At 62.7% G+C, this 19630-nt stretch carries 18 protein-coding genes; 12 read left to right on the top strand and 6 right to left on the bottom strand.

Annotated elements, in window-relative coordinates:
• Nucleotides 1-27 precede the first annotated feature (27 nt).
• The 4 genes from MN188_RS03505 (at nucleotide 28) to MN188_RS03490 (ending at nucleotide 2998) form a co-directional block, all read left to right on the top strand.
• Nucleotides 28-657 carry a DNA-3-methyladenine glycosylase family protein gene (locus MN188_RS03505; RefSeq protein ID WP_242106216.1) on the top strand — a complete coding sequence of 210 codons (630 nt, stop codon included), beginning with the start codon at nucleotides 28-30 and terminating at the stop codon, nucleotides 655-657.
• Entirely contained in the window at nucleotides 658-1332 is a 675-nt protein-coding gene (locus tag MN188_RS03500; protein WP_242106215.1) for an alpha/beta hydrolase, read from the top strand.
• A 126-nt stretch (nucleotides 1333-1458) separates the two neighbouring features.
• The gene (locus MN188_RS03495) at nucleotides 1459-2043 is read left to right on the top strand and encodes an HNH endonuclease (RefSeq protein WP_242106214.1); all 585 of its coding nucleotides are present in this window, start codon (nucleotides 1459-1461) and stop codon (nucleotides 2041-2043) included.
• 7 nt (nucleotides 2044-2050) lie between these two features.
• Entirely contained in the window at nucleotides 2051-2998 is a 948-nt protein-coding gene (locus MN188_RS03490) for an agmatinase (protein ID WP_242106213.1), read from the top strand.
• A gap of 3 nt (nucleotides 2999-3001) precedes the next feature.
• On the opposite strand, the gene MN188_RS03485 is transcribed toward MN188_RS03490, so the two are convergent.
• The gene (locus tag MN188_RS03485; protein WP_242106212.1) at nucleotides 3002-3952 is read right to left on the bottom strand and encodes a radical SAM protein; all 951 of its coding nucleotides are present in this window, start codon (nucleotides 3950-3952) and stop codon (nucleotides 3002-3004) included.
• Nucleotides 3953-4135: 183 nt separating this feature from the next.
• Here MN188_RS03485 and zwf point away from each other — a divergent pair, with 183 nt between their 5' ends.
• The 3 genes from zwf to pgi are packed head-to-tail and all read left to right on the top strand — an operon-like array spanning nucleotide 4136 to nucleotide 7877.
• Nucleotides 4136-5590, top strand: a complete 1455-nt coding sequence (gene zwf, locus MN188_RS03480; RefSeq protein ID WP_242106211.1) for a glucose-6-phosphate dehydrogenase — start codon at nucleotides 4136-4138, stop codon at nucleotides 5588-5590.
• Complete coding sequence (gene pgl, locus MN188_RS03475) at nucleotides 5587-6258, top strand: 6-phosphogluconolactonase (protein ID WP_242106210.1); 672 nt, start codon at nucleotides 5587-5589, stop codon at nucleotides 6256-6258. Before zwf ends, pgl begins: the two co-directional genes overlap by 4 nt.
• 2 nt (nucleotides 6259-6260) lie before the next feature.
• A complete protein-coding gene (gene pgi / locus MN188_RS03470) occupies nucleotides 6261-7877 on the top strand; it encodes a glucose-6-phosphate isomerase (protein ID WP_242106209.1) in 1617 nt (538 codons plus the stop codon).
• Between the two features lie 93 nt (nucleotides 7878-7970).
• Here the strand turns inward: pgi and hemB are convergent, their stop codons facing one another.
• On the bottom strand, nucleotides 7971-8969 hold the full coding sequence (hemB, locus tag MN188_RS03465) for a porphobilinogen synthase (RefSeq protein ID WP_242106208.1): 999 nt from the start codon (nucleotides 8967-8969) through the stop codon (nucleotides 7971-7973).
• A 118-nt stretch (nucleotides 8970-9087) separates the two neighbouring features.
• Here hemB and MN188_RS03460 point away from each other — a divergent pair, with 118 nt between their 5' ends.
• Genes MN188_RS03460 through MN188_RS03450 form a run of 3 tightly spaced genes read left to right on the top strand, consistent with a single transcriptional unit; the run spans nucleotide 9088 to nucleotide 14091 of the window.
• A complete protein-coding gene (locus MN188_RS03460) occupies nucleotides 9088-9615 on the top strand; it encodes a component of SufBCD complex (RefSeq protein WP_242106203.1) in 528 nt (175 codons plus the stop codon).
• A gap of 5 nt (nucleotides 9616-9620) precedes the next feature.
• The gene (gene mfd / locus MN188_RS03455; protein WP_242106201.1) at nucleotides 9621-13079 is read left to right on the top strand and encodes a transcription-repair coupling factor; all 3459 of its coding nucleotides are present in this window, start codon (nucleotides 9621-9623) and stop codon (nucleotides 13077-13079) included.
• Nucleotides 13080-13134: 55 nt separating this feature from the next.
• A complete protein-coding gene (locus MN188_RS03450; protein ID WP_242106199.1) occupies nucleotides 13135-14091 on the top strand; it encodes a hypothetical protein in 957 nt (318 codons plus the stop codon).
• Here MN188_RS03450 and MN188_RS03445 read toward each other — a convergent pair.
• Genes MN188_RS03445 through MN188_RS03435 form a run of 3 tightly spaced genes read right to left on the bottom strand, consistent with a single transcriptional unit; the run spans nucleotide 14088 to nucleotide 17505 of the window.
• Nucleotides 14088-15302, bottom strand: a complete 1215-nt coding sequence (locus MN188_RS03445; RefSeq protein WP_242106193.1) for a multidrug effflux MFS transporter — start codon at nucleotides 15300-15302, stop codon at nucleotides 14088-14090. The genes MN188_RS03450 and MN188_RS03445 overlap by 4 nt on opposite strands.
• Nucleotides 15302-15943, bottom strand: a complete 642-nt coding sequence (locus MN188_RS03440; protein ID WP_242106191.1) for a DsbA family oxidoreductase — start codon at nucleotides 15941-15943, stop codon at nucleotides 15302-15304. Before MN188_RS03440 ends, MN188_RS03445 begins: the two co-directional genes overlap by 1 nt.
• A 23-nt stretch (nucleotides 15944-15966) precedes the next feature.
• Nucleotides 15967-17505, bottom strand: a complete 1539-nt coding sequence (locus tag MN188_RS03435) for a class I adenylate-forming enzyme family protein (RefSeq protein WP_242106189.1) — start codon at nucleotides 17503-17505, stop codon at nucleotides 15967-15969.
• 64 nt (nucleotides 17506-17569) lie between these two features.
• Here MN188_RS03435 and MN188_RS03430 point away from each other — a divergent pair, with 64 nt between their 5' ends.
• Nucleotides 17570-18208, top strand: a complete 639-nt coding sequence (locus MN188_RS03430) for a helix-turn-helix domain-containing protein (RefSeq protein ID WP_420838961.1) — start codon at nucleotides 17570-17572, stop codon at nucleotides 18206-18208.
• A gap of 99 nt (nucleotides 18209-18307) precedes the next feature.
• On the top strand, nucleotides 18308-18841 hold the full coding sequence (locus MN188_RS03425) for a hypothetical protein (protein ID WP_242106187.1): 534 nt from the start codon (nucleotides 18308-18310) through the stop codon (nucleotides 18839-18841).
• An 86-nt stretch (nucleotides 18842-18927) separates the two neighbouring features.
• Here MN188_RS03425 and MN188_RS03420 read toward each other — a convergent pair whose 3' ends face one another.
• Nucleotides 18928-19605 (bottom strand): hypothetical protein, encoded by a 678-nt coding sequence (locus MN188_RS03420; RefSeq protein WP_242106185.1) that lies wholly within the window; start codon nucleotides 19603-19605, stop codon nucleotides 18928-18930.
• Between the last annotated feature and the right edge of the window lie 25 nt (nucleotides 19606-19630).

Here is a 19630-nt window from a genome sequence, read left to right as displayed (position 1 = left end):
GCGGCCTGCACGCCCTATGGTCGCGCCATGGTGGGACGGATCATCGAAACAGACGCCTGCGTGGCCGAAGGCGCCGCGTGGCTGGCCGCGCAGGACACGCGCTTTGCCGATGCGCTGGCGCAGACCGGTCCTTTGCCGCTGCGTCGCAAGCCGGACGGTTTTGCGGCCCTTCTGGACGCGATCGTGGCGCAGCAGGTTTCGACCGCCTCAGCGGCGGCGATCTGGGCGCGGGTGGTAGACGCTGGGATGACCGATCCGGCCCGGGTGCGCGCGGCCAGCGAGGACGAGTTGCGTGGCGTTGGCCTGTCGCGGCCCAAGGTGCGCTATGCCCGGGCGCTGGCGGTGGCAGATGTGGATTATGACGCCTTGCGCCATGTCCCTGACGATCAGGTGATCCGAACCCTCACCGCAATCACCGGCATCGGGCCCTGGACCGCCGAGGTCTATGCGATGCAATGCCTGGGCCGCGCCGATGTCTTCGCGCCGGGCGATCTGGCCTTGCAAGAGGCTGCGCGCATCCTGTTCGACCTTCCCGAGCGCCCGACGGAACGCACCCTGCGCGAGATGGCCGCAGCCTGGTCCCCCTGGAGGGGCGTTGCAGCCCGGCTGCTCTGGGCCTATTACCGGGTGGCGAAGAACAGGGAAGGAATAAGGTAAATGACGCGCATTCTGGATTTCAAACGCCGCCCGGCCGCCTCGGGCACCACAAATTCGGTGGTGATTTTCCTGCATGGCTATGGGGCTGATGGCAATGACCTGCTGGGTCTGGCCGACCCCTTGGCGCCGCACATGCCCGACACCGTGTTCATTGCCCCGGACGCGCCCGAGAAATGCGCGGGCAACCCGATGGGGTTCCAGTGGTTCCCGATCCCGTGGATCGATGGCTCAAGCGAGGAAGACAGCGCGCGCGGGGCGGCTCAGGCAGCTCAGGACATCGACGCCTTCATCGATCAAATCCTGGAACAGGAAGGGATCGAACCCGCCCAGTTGATCGTGGTGGGCTTTTCCCAGGGCACGATGATGGCGTTGCGCGTACTGCCGCGTCGGGATGAGCCGATTGCCGGTCTTGTCGCCTTTTCCGGTCGCCTGTTGGAGCCCGACACGTTTGCCGATTCCGTGGTATCGAAACTGCCCGTCATGCTGATCCACGGCGATCAGGACGACATGGTGCCGCCGGGCCATTTCCACGAAGCCGGTGAGGCGCTTGAAGCAGCGGGTTTTGAGACCTACGGCCATATCATGCAAGGCACGGGGCATGGGATCGCCAACGACGGGCTATCCGTGGCCCTGTCGTTCATGGCGCAAAAACTGGGTCTGCTCGAAGACGAATAACCCCACCAGACAAGCCCCAGATCATGGGGCTTGTCAGATTGCCTATCCCATATATAGTTCACCCCATCACGACGGGGCGGGCTCCCGCCCTGTGCTGTGAGCGGCCAGGGTGAGGGGCATGTTTGTATGGACGGTGATTTCAGAACGGAATTCGTGCGCGCCCCCAGCGGGGGCAGGCAAAACCCGGCGCTGGTTCTGAACGCGGATTACCGGCCCTTGTCTTATTACCCGCTGTCGCTGTGGCCCTGGCAGGAGGCGGTCAAGGCGGCGGTGTTGGAGCGGGTGAACATCATCGCGGAATATGACGAAGTGGTCAGAAGCCCGTCGCTGGAAATCAGGATCCCCTCGGTCGTTGTCCTGAAAGATTATGTCAAACCTCAAAAGCGCGTGGCCTTCACGCGCTTTAATTTGTTTCTGAGGGATGAATTTCGCTGCCAATACTGCGGATCGCGCGGGGATCTGACCTTTGATCACGTGGTGCCGCGCGCCGCCGGCGGGGTGACCAGCTGGGAAAACGTGGTCGCGGCCTGTTCGCCGTGCAATTTGCGCAAAGCCGCGCGGCCCTTACATCGCTCGGGGCTTTCCTTGCGCAAACCGCCGCGCCAACCGGGCGCCGAGGAGCTGCGTAACATGGGCCGCAAGTTCCCGCCGGGACATTTGCACGACAGTTGGATGGATTTCCTTTACTGGGATGCCGAACTGGACGCATGATGCGGCCATGACAGATACATTCTTTACCCCCGTTTCCGGCTTTGACCTGCCGCGCTTTGCCGGTGTGCCCACGTTCATGCGCCTGCCGCATGTGGATTTCGACCATCCCCACTTTGGCGAGGTGCAGATCGGCCTGATTGGCGCGCCTTGGGACGGTGGCACCACGAACCGGCCCGGCCCACGCCACGGCCCGCGTCAGTTGCGCGACATGTCCACCATGATCCGGGCGCAGAACGGCGCAACCGGCATCCGCCCGTTCGAGCGTGCGCGCTGTGCCGATCTGGGCGACGTGGCGCCGAACCCGGCGGATGTGATGGACAGCCTTGACCGCATGAAAGCGTTCTATGACCGGGTGGGTGCGGCAGGGATCCGGCCGCTGACCGGGGGCGGGGATCATCTGTGCACGCTGCCGATCTTGCGCAGCCTGGCCGCCGATGGCCCTGTCGGCATGGTGCATTTCGACAGCCACACGGACCTGTTTCACAGCTATTTCGACGGCACGATGTTCACCCACGGCACCCCCTTTCGCCGCGCGGTGGAGGAGGGGCTGCTGGATCCGACCCGTGTCTGCATGATCGGCATTCGCGGCACGGCCTACGACAACGAGGACCGGGATTTTGCCGAAAGCGTCGGCATCCGGGTCATCGCGATCGAGGAATTTCACGCCCGCGGCGTCAAGGACGTGATGGCCGAGGCACGCGACATCGCCGGGCAGGGCGACACCTATGTGTCCTATGACATCGATTTCGTCGATCCGGCTTTTGCGCCGGGCACCGGCACGCCCGAGGTCGGTGGCCCGAATTCCTTCCAGGCGCTGCAGGTGGTGCGGGAGCTGAAAGGGCTCAACATCATCGGCGCGGACCTTGTTGAGGTCTCGCCACCCTTCGATGCCTCTGGCGCCACGGCCTATCTTGGCGCGTCGATCATGTTCGAACTGCTGTGTGTGATGGTCTGAGCGTCACGCCGAGCAGCTGGCACCGCCCAGCACACAGAACTTGGCGCAATGAGGGTGATTAAGGGACACGTCGGCCTCGGCGTCCTGCAACGTGGGCCCCATGTCGAACCCGTCCGCATAAGGCAATAGCGTGCAGGCCAGCACTGTCGGGTGATCGGCGCCCTTGCGTTTCACCACCATGCGCGAGCTGGCGCACATCACGTCCCGTGGTGATTTTCCCAGAATGTCCCAGCAAGCTGTGGTGATCTCGGGAACCTCAATGCCTTCATCCATTTCGGGGAAAAGAACCGTTGAGCCGGGATCTTGTGCGTCGATCTTGAAGTTATTTTCGGCAAACAAACCGGCATAGGCCGCCCGCGCCTCAGCGTCGCTTTCATGCCAAAGTGCCCGCCCAGCCACAGCCATCTGGATGCCCGTGTCACGCAACCAGGCCATGCCCTCCAGGGTCTTCGAAAACGAGCCCTTGCCGCGAATGTCATCGTGCTGCGCCGCGCACCAATGGTCCAGTGATACACGCAGAATCATCTGGCCGGGATAGTCCCGGTTCAATCGCTCAAGTCCCGCGCGCACGGTTTTGCGCATCATCGGCCGCATAGCGTTGGTAAGGATCAGAACCCTGAAGCCCCGCTTCAGGGCGGCCCGTGTCATCGCGATCATCTCGGGGTTCATGAAGGGCTCCCCGCCGGTAAATCCGATTTCTTCGATCGGCCAATCCCTTTCCGCGATCTGATCCAAATAGGTCTCGACCTCAGCTGCGGTGATATAGGCCAGCCGGTCATTCACCGGAGAGCTTTCGATGTAACAATTCACACAAGTGATGTTGCACAGGGTACCGGTGTTGAACCACAGCGTGCTTGGCTGCGAAAGCGCCACATGCGCGCGTTTTGATCCGTCTGCCGTCACCTCAGGGTTCAGAAATTTCCCGACGTTTGCCGTCTCGACCCGTTGATCCATGTTTCACCTGTTCGCCTTTGGTCCCTCTGACCTAACCCAGCCTGTTGCCTGCGAAAACCCCCGAACCCGACCCTGACGTGGTTGTGATGGCCAACATGAGTGGTAGACTTGTCGAGACGTGGTCGATAAAAGGGCGACGTTAGCGCTAACGCAATACGAAACACAATGCATCCGGAGGCCCACATGGTCGCGCGCGTCATTCCTGTCGATCCCTTTGATCTGGTCATTTTCGGCGCCACTGGCGATCTGGCCCGACGCAAGATTCTGCCCGGCTTGTACCGACGTTTCTATGACGGTCAGATGCCTGAAAGCGCACGCATCATTGGGGCGGCCAGATCCAACATGGACGACGCCGAATTTCGTACCTTCGTGGAGGACGCGGTGCGTGAGTTCGTCTCGAAACGAAAATGCGAGGCGAAAGCGCTGGACGCCTTTTTGGAGTGCCTGAGCTATGTCCCGGTCGATGCCCTGGGGACAGGCGGGTGGAAAGAGCTGGCCGCAAAGGTGCGCCCCGACGTGGTACAGGCGTTTTACTTTTCGGTCGGGCCCAGCCTGTTTGGAGACTTAGCGAATCGTCTTCACAAGCATAAGATCGCCGGGCCAGATGCGCGCATCGTGGTGGAAAAACCCTTTGGTCACAACCTGGACACGGCGCGCGACCTGAACGCCACCCTGGCCAAGCATTTCAATGAAGATCAGATCTATCGCATCGATCATTACCTGGGCAAAGAAACGGTTCAGAACCTGATGGCCGTGCGCTTTGGCAACATGCTGTTTGAACCGCTGTGGAACGCGCAATACGTCGATCACATCCAGATCACCGTGGCCGAAACCGTGGGCGTGGACGGGCGCGGCGCATATTATGACAAATCCGGCGCGATGCGCGACATGGTGCAGAACCACCTGATGCAACTTTTGTGCCTTACCGCGATGGAGCCGCCGTCGAAGTTCGACCCGGACGCGGTGCGTGACGAGAAACTGAAAGTGATCCGGGCGCTTGACCCGGTGCACCCCGACGACATCGTGCGCGGGCAATACAAGGCGGGGGACGACAGCGCCTCGTATCTTGAGGATGCGGAAAACCCCGACAGCCTGACGGAAAGCTTCATCGCCATGCGCGTTCACATCGCCAACTGGCGCTGGAACGGCACCGATTTCTATCTGCGCACCGGCAAGAAGATGAAGGCCCGGATGAGCGAGATCGTCGTACGTTTCAAGGAACCGCCGCATTCGATCTTCGAAAGCGACACCGGACAAAGCGCCAATGAGCTTTCGATCCGCCTGCAACCCAACGAAGGCATGGACCTGCGGGTGACGATCAAGGAACCGGGGCCGGGGGGCATGCGCCTGATCGACGTGCCGCTGGACATGACCTTTGCCGAGGCTCTGGGCGAAGAGGTCGCGGACGTTCCCGACGCCTATGAACGCCTGATCATGGACGTGATCCGCGGCAACCAGACCCTGTTCATGCGCGGTGATGAGGTCGAGGCCGCCTGGGCCTGGACCGATCCGATCATCGACAGCTGGACCCGGCGCGAAGATCGGCCGCACCCCTATGATCCAGGCTCGACGGGGCCGGAAGACGCGCTTATCCTTCTGCATCGTGATGGACGTCGTTGGAGGGATCTTCGCAAATGAATTTCGTTGAATACCCGGATCGGGAAGCCTTGGTGCTGGATCTCGTTGATGTGTTGGCCGAAGAACTGGTGGGCGCACTTCACCACGAAGACCGCGCCGCCCTGGCCGTGCCTGGTGGCACCACGCCGGGGCCAGTTTTCGATGCGCTCTGCGCTGTCGATCTGGACTGGGCGCGGGTCGATGTCGTGTTGACGGACGAACGCTGGCTGCCCGCAGACCACGAGCGGTCCAACACACGGCTTTTGCGCGAACGGCTGTTTCAGGGCCGGGCGGCGGCGGCCAATTTGGTGCCGCTCTACACCGCGACAGACACACCTGAGGAAGGTTTGGGCGCGCTGGAAGGTGGCATTCGCGCCATCACGCCGCTCAGCGTTGTGCTTCTGGGCATGGGCACGGACAAACACACAGCCTCGATCTTTCCCGGCGCCGACAAGCTGGATGCGGCGTTGTCTCCAAATGCACCGCCGTTGGTTGCGATGCGCGCGCCGGGCGCGCCAGAGCCGCGCGTGACGTTAAGCGAACCGGTGCTGAACGGCGCTCTGTCGAAGCATTTGCTGATTTTCGGCCCAGACAAACGCACCGCATTGGAGCAAGCCCAAGGCGCGCGCGCGCACGATGCGCCGATCGCTGCCTTTTTGCGGGACCTCACCGTACATTGGGCGGTTTAAACATGACCAACGCAACCTGGGCACGGTTGAAATCCCATCAGGAAGACGTGGCCGCCCGGCGCATCGAAGCACTGTTCGACGCGAACCGGGCCGGGGACTTTTCCACCCGCGCCTGCGGCATGCTTCTGGATTGGTCAAAAACCAACCTGGACAACACGGCGGTTGGGCTTTTGCTGCATTTGGCTGATGAAACCGGCGTGGCGCAAAAGCGCGACGCGATGTTTGCCGGTGCGAAGATCAACGAAACCGAGGGCCGCGCGGTGCTGCACACGGCCCTGCGCCACCCCGGTCCGGGGCCGGTCACGGTCGACGGGCTGGACGTGTTGCCCGAGGTGCATGCCACGCTGGAGCGGATGGCGGATTTCGCCGACGGCCTGCGCAGCGGCGCGATCCACGCCCCCGGTGGCGGGCGCTATACCGACGTGGTGAACATCGGCATCGGTGGCTCGGACCTTGGCCCGGCGATGGCCTGTCTTGCGCTGGCGCCGTTCCACGACGGGCCGCGCTGCCATTTCGTCTCAAACGTCGACGGCGCGCATATCCATGACACGCTGAGGGGGCTCAACCCCGGCTCGACCCTGGTGATTATTGCCTCCAAGACCTTCACCACCATCGAGACCATGACCAACGCGGCCACCGCGCGTGACTGGCTGGCCGCGGGCGTGGGGGCTGACATGGCGGGCGGGCATTTCGTGGCGCTGTCGTCGAACAGCGAAAAGGCTGCCGAGTGGAACATTCCACCCGACCGCGTGTTCGGCTTCGAAGACTGGGTCGGAGGGCGCTATTCGCTCTGGGGGCCGATCGGGCTGTCGCTGATGCTGGCCATCGGCCCGGAAAACTTCCGCGCCTTCCTGGCCGGCGCGCATGAGATGGACCGCCATTTCCAGACCGCCGAAGGCCGGGACAACCTGCCTCTCATGCTGGCGCTGGTCGGGCTCTGGCACCACCAGATCTGCGGTTATCCGACCCGCGCGGTGCTGCCCTATGATCAACGCCTGTCACGCCTTCCGGCCTATTTCCAACAGCTGGAAATGGAATCGAACGGCAAAGGCGTGGCGATGGACGGGCGCGATCTGGAGCATCCCTCTGGCCCTGTGGTTTGGGGCGAACCTGGCACCAACGGTCAACATGCCTTCTATCAGCTGATCCATCAGGGAACCGGCGTGGTGCCGTGCGATTTCCTGGTCGCTGCACAGGGTCATGAACCCGATTTGGCGCACCAACACACCCTGCTGCTGGCCAATTGCCTGGCGCAATCCGAAGCCTTGATGAAAGGCCGCACGCTGGACGCGGCACGCGCGTTGATGCACACCAAGGGTCTGACAGGCGACGAGTTGGAGCGCCAGGCGCGCCACCGGGTGTTTCCCGGAAACCGCCCCTCAACCACACTGATCTATCCCAAACTCGACCCCGCCACCCTGGGCCGCATCATCGCGCTTTATGAACACCGGGTGTTCGTCGAGGGGGTAGTGCTCGGCCTCAATTCTTATGACCAATGGGGCGTCGAACTGGGCAAAGAGCTTGCCGTGGCGCTGGAACCCGTGGTTTCGGGCCGCGAAAGTGCTGCGGACAAGGACAAATCCACCGCCCAGCTGATCGCCTTCATCCGCGGTAGCTGAACTTTCCTCTTTCCGTGAAAACCCCCGCCGGAGGCTCAAACTCGCCGCGAAGCGGCCTCCCGCGACCCCGAAGGGGGCGCAACCCGATAGGGCTTATTTTGCCAGAAGCTCGGCCACGCGAGGGGCGAAATAGGTCAGGATGCCATCACACCCGGCGCGTTTGAACGCCAGCAGGCTTTCCATCATCACCCCGTCGCCATCGACCCAGCCGTTCTGCGCCGCCCCCATCAACATCGCGTATTCGCCGCTGACCTGGTAGGCAAAGGTGGGCACGCCAAACTCGTCCTTCACCCGGCGGCAGATGTCCAGATACGGCATGCCCGGTTTCACCATCACCATGTCCGCGCCTTCAAGCAGGTCGCGTTCGACCAGGCGCATCGCCTCGTCGGAATTGGCCGGATCCATCTGGTATGTTTTCTTGTCGCCCTTCAACGCGCCCGAAGCGCCGACCGCGTCGCGAAACGGGCCATAGAAGGACGAGGCATATTTCGCCGTGTAGGACATGATCGCGACATTGGCGTGGCCGCTGTCCTCCAGCGCCTTGCGCATCGCGCCAATGCGGCCATCCATCATGTCGGACGGGCCCAGAATGTCCGCCCCTGCGTCGGCCTGCGCCAGCGCCATGCGCACCAGCGCCTGGACGGTTTCGTCGTTCACGATCTCGCCATCCCGCACGATGCCGTCATGGCCGTTGGCGTTGTAGGGGTCCAGCGCCACGTCGGTCATCACTGCAATCTCGGGCACCGCCGCCTTGACCGCGCGAATGGTGCGATTGGACAGGTTGTCGGGGTTCCAGGCTTCCTCGCACAGCTCGGTCTTCAGCGCCGGGTCGGTATAGGGAAAGATGCAGATCGCCGGGATGCCCAGATCGGCGGCCTTGCGCGCGGCCACCACCACCCGGTCCACGCTCATGCGCGATACGCCCGGCATGGACGGCACGGGTGTTTCAGCATCCTCGCCATCCATCACGAAAATCGGCCAGATCAGATCCCCGACCGACAGCGCGTTTTCGCGTACCAGGTCGCGAATGGCGGGGCTGACACGCCCCCGGCGCAGGCGCGTTGCGGGGAAGGGGGCGACGGTGCGTCTCATGCTGGATCCTCTTCAAGCGGTTTCCCCGTGCTTGCCATGTCACGCGACGCATCTCAAGGGCTGGCAAAGCCGGACGCCCGGGGTTAATGTCGCGCGGCACAACCAAGGGCTGACTCTGGTGGACTGGTACCAAACCCTCTTTGAACTGATCGACATGCGGTCTTTTTCCAATCTGTGGTATTGGATCGCGCTTGCCGTTGCCTGGTCCACGACCAGCCATTGGGTGCTGGGCGTGCCGTTCGACATGATCCAGCGCGCTGCGCGCCACGGGGGCCAGGCAGCCACCGACATGGAGGACATGGTGCGCATCAACGCCGACCGCTTGCTCTATATCGCCGGGGTGTCCGGACTTTGGCTTTTAGGGATTGTCTGCGCGATCCTGACCACCCTGGCGCTTCTAGGCTTCTGGTACTGGGTCGAGTTCGCCCAGGCGGTGTTTCTGCTGGCCTTTCCCATGACCATCGTTGGCATTCTGTCGTTGAACGCCGCCCGAGTCATTCGTGACACCCATCTGCAAGGCGTGGCGTTGCAAAAGCGCCTTAACCGCCACCGTATCCACACCCAGATCGTCGGTATGATCTCAATCTTCACGACCTCCATGTGGGGCATGTATCAGAACCTGTCGCTGGGCGCTCTGGGCGGATAATCACGATGACACTGCACGTTACCCTGTCAGGCGCCCCCGAGGGCTTTGACGCACAGCTTTTGCTGGCAGAACAAGCCCGCGCGGGGGGGCCGGTGATCCATGTCGCGCGGGATGACAAGCGGCTGGCGGCAATGCAGGCGGCGTTGGCATTCTTTGCCCCTGACATGCCGGTGATCACGCTGCCGGGCTGGGATTGCCTGCCGTTCGATCGCGTATCACCAAACCCCGACGTGTCTGCCACGCGGATGGCCACACTGGCCGGGTTGGCGCAGGGGCTTACTGGCAAATTTCTACTTCTGACCACGCTGAACGCCGCCACCCAGCGCCTTCCGGCCCGCGCAGTTCTGAAGGACAGCGCCTTCGTGGCCGAGGTGGACCGGCGCATCGACGTCGACGCGCTAAAGGCGTTTCTGGTGCGCATGGGCTTTAGCCAAAGTCCCACGGTGATGGAGCCGGGCGATTTTGCCGTGCGCGGCGGCATCATCGATATCTTTCCCCCCGGCGACACCGGTCCGGTGCGGCTGGACCTGTTTGGCGATGTGCTGGACGGCGCGCGTCGGTTTGATCCGATCACTCAACGCACCACCGAAAACCTGTCGGTGGTCGAACTGGCCCCAGTCAGCGAAGTTATCCTGGACGAGGCCGCGATCACCCGGTTTCGGCAGAATTACCGCATCGAATTTGGCGCCGCCGGGTCCGATGATCCGCTCTATGAAGCGGTCTCGGCAGGCCGCAAGCACCAGGGCGTGGAACATTGGCTACCGTTCTTCCACGACAGGTTGGAAACGCTGTTCGATTACCTGCCCGAAGCGCCGATCGTGCTGGACGATCAGCTGACGCCTACACGCTTGGCACGGTGGGAGGGGATCGAGGACCAATACGAGACCCGTCGCGCCGCGATGTCGTCGAAAAACCGGATGGACAGCGTCTACAAACCCTGTCCGCCTGAGCTTCTGTATCTGAACGATGATGCGTGGAACGCTTGCGTTGCCAGCCGCCGCGTGGTGCAGTTGTCCGCCCTGCCGCAAGCCACCGGGCCGGGCGTTCTGGACGGCGGCGGTCGCATCGGGCGCAATTTCGCACCCGAACGACAGATGGAAAAGGTAAACCTTTTCAATGCCCTTTCCGAACATGTTAAGGCCCGGCGTGGCGATGGCCCCGTGGTTGTCGCCAGCTACTCGGAAGGCGCACGCGAACGACTGCAGGGGCTTTTGGCCGACGAAGGCCTGACCGCCACCGCCCCGATTGCCGATTTCCGCGATGTGCCCGAGGCGCAGGGCGGTGTTTATCTGACCGTCTGGCCGCTGGAGCACGGGTTTGAAACGCAGGCACTGACCGTGATTTCCGAGCAGGACGTGTTGGGCGATCGCCTGATCCGCGCGCCCAGCCGCAAGAAACGCGCCGAGAACTTCCTGACCGAGACCCAAAGCCTTAGCCCCGGTGACCTGATTGTGCATGTCGAACATGGCGTGGGCAAATACAACGGCCTGGAAACCATCACCGCGATGGGCGCGCCGCATGAATGCATCGCGCTGGAATATGCCGGCGGCGACCGGCTGTTCCTGCCGGTGGAAAACATCGAGCTTCTGTCGAAGTTCGGCCACGAAAGCGGGCTGCTTGACAAGTTGGGCGGCGGGGCCTGGCAGGCCAAGAAGGCCAAGCTCAAGGAACGCATCCGCGAGGTGGCCGAAAAGCTGATCCGCCTGGCCGCCGAACGCGCGCTGCGCAAGGCGCCGGTGCTGGAGGCGCCACACCACGCCTGGGAGGAGTTTAGCGCCCGGTTCCCGTATCAGGAAACCGAGGACCAGCTGGGCGCGATTTCCGACGTGATCGAGGACATCGCCAGCGGCCAGCCGATGGACCGCCTGGTTTGTGGCGACGTGGGCTTTGGCAAGACCGAGGTCGCGATGCGCGCGGCCTTCGTCGCTGCGATGGCCGGACAACAGGTGGCGGTGATCGCGCCCACCACGCTGCTGGCCCGTCAGCACTACAAAAGTTTCAGCGAACGCTTCCGCGGCTTCCCGATCCAGGTCGGACAGCTGTCGCGTTTTGTCGGCCAGCGCGAGGCGCAATTGACCCGCGAAGGCATGTCACGCGGCACGATGGATATCGTTATCGGCACCCACGCGCTTCTGGCCAAAGGCGTGCGGTTTGACAATCTGGGCCTGATGATCGTGGACGAAGAACAACGCTTCGGGGTCGGGCACAAGGAACGGCTGAAGGAAATGCGCTCGGACGTGCATGTTCTGACGCTGACCGCGACGCCCATTCCGCGCACGCTGCAGATGTCACTGTCGGGGGTGCGGGACCTGTCGATCATCGGCACGCCGCCAGTGGATCGGCTGTCGATCCGCACCTACGTGTCCGAGTTTGACAGCGTCACGATCCGCGAAGCGCTTTTGCGCGAACATTACCGTGGCGGGCAGAGCTTTTTCGTCGTGCCGCGCATCAAGGACCTGCCAGAGATCGTGGATTTTCTGGAAACCCATGTGCCCGAAGTCAGCCACGTGGTTGCGCATGGCCAGATGGCAGCGGGCGAGCTGGACGCCCGGATGAACGCGTTTTACGACGGCAAATACGACGTTCTGCTGGCCACAACGATTGTGGAAAGCGGGCTGGATATCCCGACCGCCAACACGATGATCGTGCACCGCGCCGACATGTTCGGGCTGGCGCAGCTTTACCAGATCCGGGGCCGGGTGGGGCGTTCGAAAACCCGTGCCTATGCCTATCTGACCACGAAACCACGCCTAAAACTGACGCCGACCGCCGAAAAGCGCCTGCGCGTGCTGGGGTCCCTGGACACGTTGGGCGCGGGCTTCACCCTGGCCAGCCAGGATCTGGACATTCGCGGCGCCGGCAATCTTCTGGGCGAAGAGCAGTCCGGCCAGATGCGCGAAGTGGGCTATGAGCTGTATCAGCAGATGCTGGAGGAGGCGATTGCCAAGATCCGCACCGGTGAGCTGGAGGGGCTGACCGAGGCGGACGAGACCTGGGCACCGACGATCAATCTGGGCGTGCCGGTTCTGATCCCCGATACCTATGTGCCCGATCTGGACGTGCGGCTGGGCCTTTATCGCCGCCTGTCCGGTCTGACCTCCAAGGTCGAGCTGGAAGGCTTTGCCGCCGAGCTGATCGACCGCTTCGGCAAGCTGCCGAAAGAGGTCAACACGCTGCTTTTGATCGTGCGCATCAAGGCGATGTGCAAGCGGGCAGGGATCGCGAAACTTGACGGGGGCCCGAAGGGTGCCACGATCCAGTTCCACCGCGACAAGTTCGCCTCGCCCGCCGGGCTTGTGGAATTCATCAATGCTCAGAATGGCTTGGCCAAGGTGCGCGACAACAAGATCGTGGTGCGGCGCGACTGGCGCCGGACCTCGGACAAGATCAAGGGCGCCTTTTCCATTGCGCAAGATCTGGCGATCAAGGTGCGGGATGAAAAGCGACGGGCAAAGAAAACTTGATATATTCCGCAATTGGAATATATGAAGGCGAACCTCACCCCGAAGGGAACGCCCCATGCAACAGATCCTCCTTGTCGTCGCGGCCATCGTGCTGGGCCTTGGCACCGGTTACCTGACGGGCGGTTTCGCCTTTTCCTCGCTGGTCTGCGTGGTCGCGGGCATATTTCTGGTCACGCCGTCGCTGTTCAAGTTTCAGTTGTCCGACATGGCGCTGGTGAAAAAGCAAAAACACTCGATCTTTGCCAACCTGTGGATCAATTACCTGCTGGTGACCGCTGCCGCGCTGCTGATCGGCTATCTCTCGGGCGACATCGGCATTGCCGGCGCGCTGCTGCTGCTGGCGCTGTTGCCCGGTGGCGGCATGGTGATGATGTGGATCAAGACCTCCGGCGCGAACCCGAAGCTGGGCTTCATCATCTTCATGCTAAACCTGGCGCTGTTGTTGCCCATCACGTTGATCTTTGGACTGTATTTCGACCTGGCTAGCGGCTGGTTCCCGGCACCCGTTCTGGGCGACGGCCCGGTGTCCACGGGACGAGAGATCAAGCCCTTCGCGCCCTTCGTGATCCTGATCGTGATCCCGTTTCTGCTCAGCCGTCTGGCACGCGCTTTCCTGCCCGGCGTGATGGCGTTTACTGAAAAGCACCAACCGCTGATCTCGAAGGCGACGATGTTCGGAATCGTGTTCTACTTGTTTAGCCTGACCACCTCGCAGCTGCTGTTCACCGTCCCGGTTGAGGCGCTGTTGCGCGCCATCGTCGCGACCACCGCCTTCTACGCCGTGGCCTTCACCGCCGCGCGCTATCTAACGGACAATGACGCCGAGGGGCGCGCGGTCTATTGGCATATCGCCACGCGTTACATCACGCTGGCGCTGATCCTGGCGGTGTTTTCGATCGACACCTACGGGCCGACGTTCATCCTGCCTGTGATGATCGCCTATTTCATCCAGATTGGCAGCGCGGGCATGTTGCGCACGCGCATGTTGGAGCGGTCGAAGGCAGCGGCTTAACTTTCGTCAGGCCCCGCCCATTTCATCCCCAACCAGGCCAGGATCGACAGCACTGCCGCCGAGCCGATCATCGGCAGTGGCGTGCCGTTGAACGCCAGCCCAATTGGCACGGCAATGACCACCGAGAGCATCGTCGAGATTGCCCCGATCAGGGCCGAGGCGGTGCCAGCGACATGGCCCAAAGGCTCCATCGCAAGCGCGTTCAGATTGCCGAAATTGAAGCCATTCATGATGAACACGGTACAGGACCAGGCGAAAAAGACCCACAAGCCCCAGGCGTCGGGCACCAGACCGGCCCACCAGACGATGGCCAGAGTTGAGGCCACCACCGCCTGCACCGCATAGGTCAGGCTGACCAGCCGCGTCATGCCCAACCGCATCACCAGCCGCGCATTCAAAAGCGCGGCGGGGGAGGACACGACGGTCATGGCGGCGAAATAGACCGGGAATTGTTCACCCGCGCCCAAAGCATCGACAAAAATGGGTTGGGCCGAGCTGATATAGGCCATCAGAAGGCTAAAGCCGAGCGTGAGCACACCGATGTGGATCACCACGCGGCGGTGGCCCAAAACTTCGCGCACCCCGCGCAGAAACCGCGCCAAGGTAAAGGGTTTGCGCTTGTCGTCGGCCAGCGTCTCGGGCTGGCGCGACAGGAACCAGGCGCCGACGGCGAAGCCAACGAAGACATAGACCACAAACATCGCGCGCCAGTCCCAGGCACGGATCACCTGCTGGCCAATATAGGGCGCGATTGCGGGCACCATGACGAAGACCATGAAGGTGAAAGACGACACCCGCGCCATCATCCGCCCGGAATACAGGTCGCGCGTGATCGCCACGCCCACGGTGCGCGGGGCCGAGCCGCCGAACCCCTGCACGAAACGCCAGATCAACAGCGTGGTCAGGCTGTCGGCCCTGAGCGCGGCCAGGGCTGCCAGGATATAAAGCGTAATGCCGAACAGGACGACCGGGCGGCGCCCGAACCGATCCGACGCCGGGCCCATGAACAATTGTCCGACCCCCATACCCAGCACAAAGACCCCGACCACCAGTTGCGCGCGGTTCAGGTCCTGCGGGCTCATCTCGGCGCCGATCGGGGGCAGGGCGGGCAACAGGCTGTCGATCGAAAACGCCAGTATCGCGAACATCGCCGCCATCAGCGCGATGAACTCGACCAGACCCAGCGGCTTGCTTGGCGCGGTGAGCCGCATCAGGTCGCGTTGGTCTGCGCGGCGATGTCGTCGATCACCTGAAGCCACAGATCGGTCGGCTGCGCGCCTGGCACCACGTGCTGCCCGGCGATCAGAAACGTGGGCACCGCCCGCACGCCCTTTTCGCGCGCGTCAGCGTCGCGCGCACGGATGTCGTCCGCGTCGGCGTCGCTGTCCAACAGCCGGGCGGTCACGTCGCGATCCATCTCGGCCTCGCTGGCGATATCGGCCAGAACCTCGACATCCCCGATGTCGCGCCCTTCGTTGAAATAGGCTTTGAACAGCTTGGCGACGACGAAGGTCTGGCGATGCTCCAGGCTGGCCCAATGGATCAGCCGGTGCGCGTTCAGCGTGTTGGGCGTGCGTTTGATCGCCTCGAAATCGATCTTCAGCCCGGCCGCCTCGGCCTCCTGCACCACAGGCATGTAGGCCTGAACCGCGCCATCCTGACCGCTGAACTTGGCTTCCAGGTATGCGCGCCGGTCCATGCCATCCGCTGGCATGTCGGGGTTCAATTGGAACGGATGCCACTGGATGTCGAACTGATGTCCGGGACGTGCTTCAAGCGCGCGGTCCAGCCGCGCCTTGCCGATATAGCACCAGGGGCAGATCGGGTCGGAAAAGATATGCAGTGGGATCATCGCGCGGCTCCTTTGGTCCTGCTCTAGCCGGGATTGGCGGCGGGGGAAAGCGCCGCCTCGTATTGGTCGCGCAACGCCCGGCGCAAAAGCTTGTTGTTGGCGCCCCGCGGCAGGGCGTCAACCGGGACAAACAGGCGTGGGCATTTGTAATGCGCCAGCGTGGCATGGGCGTGGGTGGTCAGGGCGGCGGCGTCCACCGGGGCCTGTTCGGGCACATAGAAACAGGCGATCACGCTGGCGTCGGCCTTCACCTGCACCTCGGCACAGGCGGCCTCAAGCACACCGGGATGATGGGTCATCGCCGCCTCGACCTCGATCGGCGACACGCGAAAGCCGCCTGCGTTCATCATGTCATCGCCCCGCCCTAAATAGGTGATCGCGCCGTCGTCGCCCATGCTGACGCTGTCCCCGGTCAGGAACCATTCGCCGCGAAACCGTGCGCGGGTCTCTGCCTCGGCACCGTGATAGCCCAGCATCAGGCCCGGGTCACGCTGGGACACCGCAAGCGTGCCGGGTTCGCCGATGTCCACCGGTCCGTCGTCCCCCAGAACCGCGACACGGCGACCGGGTTGGGGGTAACCCAGAGTGCCTGCGGGCGCAGGGTGATCCGGTGCGCCCGAGACGAAGGTCGAGCATTCCGACATGCCGAAGGCTTCGTGAACCGGTGTGCCGGTGGCCTGTTCCCAGTGCGCGCGCGTGGCGGCGGGCAGCTTTTCCCCCGCCGAAAGCGCGTGGCGCAGCGTTGGGAAATCGGGCAGGGCGGCTTTCATCATCTGGCGAAAGACACCCGGGGCGGCGGCGAAAATCGTCGCCTTGTGATCGGCGATCAGACCGGGCAGGGCGGGGGGCGGCGTGCCGGGGGCGGGGATCAACGCGGTGGCCCCGACGCTCCAAGGGTCCATCAACCCGGTGCCCAGCGTATAGGTCCAGTTGAACGCGCCCGCATGCATCAACCGGTCGCTCTGCGTCAGGCCGTACCAGCCCTGATGCATCATCTGGCGCGCCCAGATCGCCCGGTGCGCATGGGTCACGGCGCGCGGGTTGCCCGAGGTGCCAGAGGTGAAAATCACATAGGCCGGTCGGTCGGGATCGCCCATTGCGTAAGGCGCGGGCGGGTGGTCCGCCATGCCGTGCAGCGCGCCGCTTGTCAGCACGTCGCAGGGTAGGGGGGCGGGCAGCGCGATCCCCACGCCGCCGATGATCAGCGCGGGCGCGATGATGGCCGTCATGCGCGTGATCTCGGCCTCGGTCAGTTGCGACGAGGTGGGCACCGGCACCAGCCCGGCGGCAATCGAACCCAGAAAGGCCAGCGGAAAATCCACGTTGTTGCCCAGCCGCATGAGCACGCGGTCACCGGGGACAAACCCGCGCGCAAGAAGCCCGCCAGCAATGCCGCGCACCGCGCAGGCCAACCGGGTAAAGCTCCAATCCTCCCCACCGCCACCCAGGATCGACAGCGCGATCTTGTCGCCCATGTCATCTGCGTGGGTCAGCACATGGGCGGCCATGTTGAAGCGGTCAGGCGGTGGCGCAAAGGCGCCCTGGTCGAAAACGGACAGCATGGGGCTTTGTGCCGCCCCACGGGCGCTGTTGCAATAGGGGGGCGCGCCAACCTATATGGGCGGCATGGACAAACCGATGGCCAAACCAACCGAACCCAGCCTGATCCGCCTGGCCCGTGAAAGCGGGGACGAGGCGCCCGATCCGCAGCCCCTGAACCTGGGTGAACGAGTGCGCGACCTGCGCAAGTCGCGCGGCTGGACGCTGGAGCAGGCCGCAAACCAAGCCGGGCTGGCCCGCTCTACCCTGTCGAAGATCGAAAACGGTCAGATGTCGCCCACCTATGAGGCGCTGAAAAAGCTGGCCGTGGGGCTGGAAATCTCGGTGCCGCAGCTGTTTACCGCGCCCAAAGCCGCGCAGGTGTCGGGCCGGATGGCAGTGACGAAATCGGGCGAAGGGGCCGCCCATGCGACCACGACCTATGAACATGAAATGCTGGCAGGTGCCCTGACCAAAAAGGCGATGCTGCCCTACCGCGCCCGCGTGCGCGCGCGGTCATTCGACGAATTCGACGGCTGGGTGCGCCATGACGGCGAAGAATTCCTGTATGTGCTGACGGGCGCGATCCGGCTGATCACCGAATTCTATGAACCGGTCGAGATGCGGCGCGGAGACAGCGCCTATTACGACGCATCAATGGGACACAACGTGGTGTCGACCAGCGACGAGGACGCGACGATCCTGTGGGTCACGTCGCTGGTGTAACCGATTGTGCCGATGGCACGGGATTTGCCTGGCGGATGAATTGACCCTAAGCTTGTATCACGTCACCTGTGTGGGGACGCGACCTTGAAAGGGAAAGCCATGCGATTTCACAACCTGGTTTTGGCATCGGCCGCGGCCGCGTCACCTGCGATGGCGCAGGCGGATCTGTGCAAAGCCCAGATCACCAACGACGATCTGGTCGGTGCCTATACGCTGAGCATAGGCAATGCCATCATGACGGGCGGCGACAAGGTCATTCCGTTGGAGGTCCAGAACACGATGCCGGTCACGATCTATGCCGTGGGCGATGACCTGATCATGGGAGAACCGCCCAATGCGGTGCAGTTGTCCTTGGTCGGGGCGGACGAACCGGATTGGCAATGGGACGCGCACAAGGGCCTGTCGGCCATCAGCAGCGAGGATTTTGCTTATGTGGTGGATTGCCCGGTTGCAAACCTGCCGCGGATCGTCGGAACTGGCACCTCAAGCTCTACGGAGGGCACCGAGATCACCTTCACCTACCGGCTGATTGCCTGGTCGTTGGGGGACAATGGCGCCGAGATGGTCGGGGCCCTGCAATGGTCTGGCGGTGGCATCAGCCAAAAACGGGTTGTCATGATGACCGCGCAGTGACGGTTTCACGCATTTTTCAAGCGCGACAATCCCCAAAGAAAAAGGCGCCCGCTTGGGGCGCCTTTCCAAAATTCCCCTGACGTCGCTTACCAGGTCATGAACAGGTTTTCATAGTCGCGGGCCTGGAAGGTGCGACCATTGCCAAAGTCATAGGTGAGCCCAAGGCGCAGATAAGGATCGTTGTCAGCGTACCCGACCCCGACTTGGCCTGAGAGGTTGTTGCCGAAATCGTAGTCGAGTTCAGCAAACACCATAGGGTCCGTCGAACTTCCGACAGAGGTGTAGGTCGCAAATCCAGCAGTCAGGTCCAGCCCACTGGAGCCTGAGGCACCTCCGAGGGACCATGTCGCATCGAATTTGCTGTAGATGTACTCGCTCCCAAATCCGGTTTCGTAGCCGATAAAGCCGTTCAATTCCACGTCACCAGCCTGATGCTGTGCTTCGAGGCCCACCATGTTGTAGTCCACGCCGTCCCATCGGTTGTAGTTTGCATAGAGCGCAAGTGTGGTCTGGTCGGACAGGCGATAGCCCAAGTGCACACCCAGATTGTATTCATCGGTGTTGCCTGTGGACACCCCGGCATCAAGCTGAACGATGAATTGGTCCGATGAATGAACAACAAAGCCGCCATTCAGATTGTACTGATCAAATTCCAAATCGACGCCACCGACGGCGATTTGCATCGACCCGTCAAACATCGATTGCGCCTGTGCGGCACTTGCGCTGATCACGCACAACGCAGTTGTCAAAAATAACTTCTTCATATTCCACCTCTGGAAAAATTGCTCC

This window comes from Aliiroseovarius subalbicans (genome assembly GCF_022678625.1).
Classification (GTDB): domain Bacteria; phylum Pseudomonadota; class Alphaproteobacteria; order Rhodobacterales; family Rhodobacteraceae; genus Aliiroseovarius_A; species Aliiroseovarius_A subalbicans.
The sequence above is the reverse complement of the archived record's forward strand: the minus strand, read 5'-3'. Positions and strand labels throughout refer to the sequence as shown.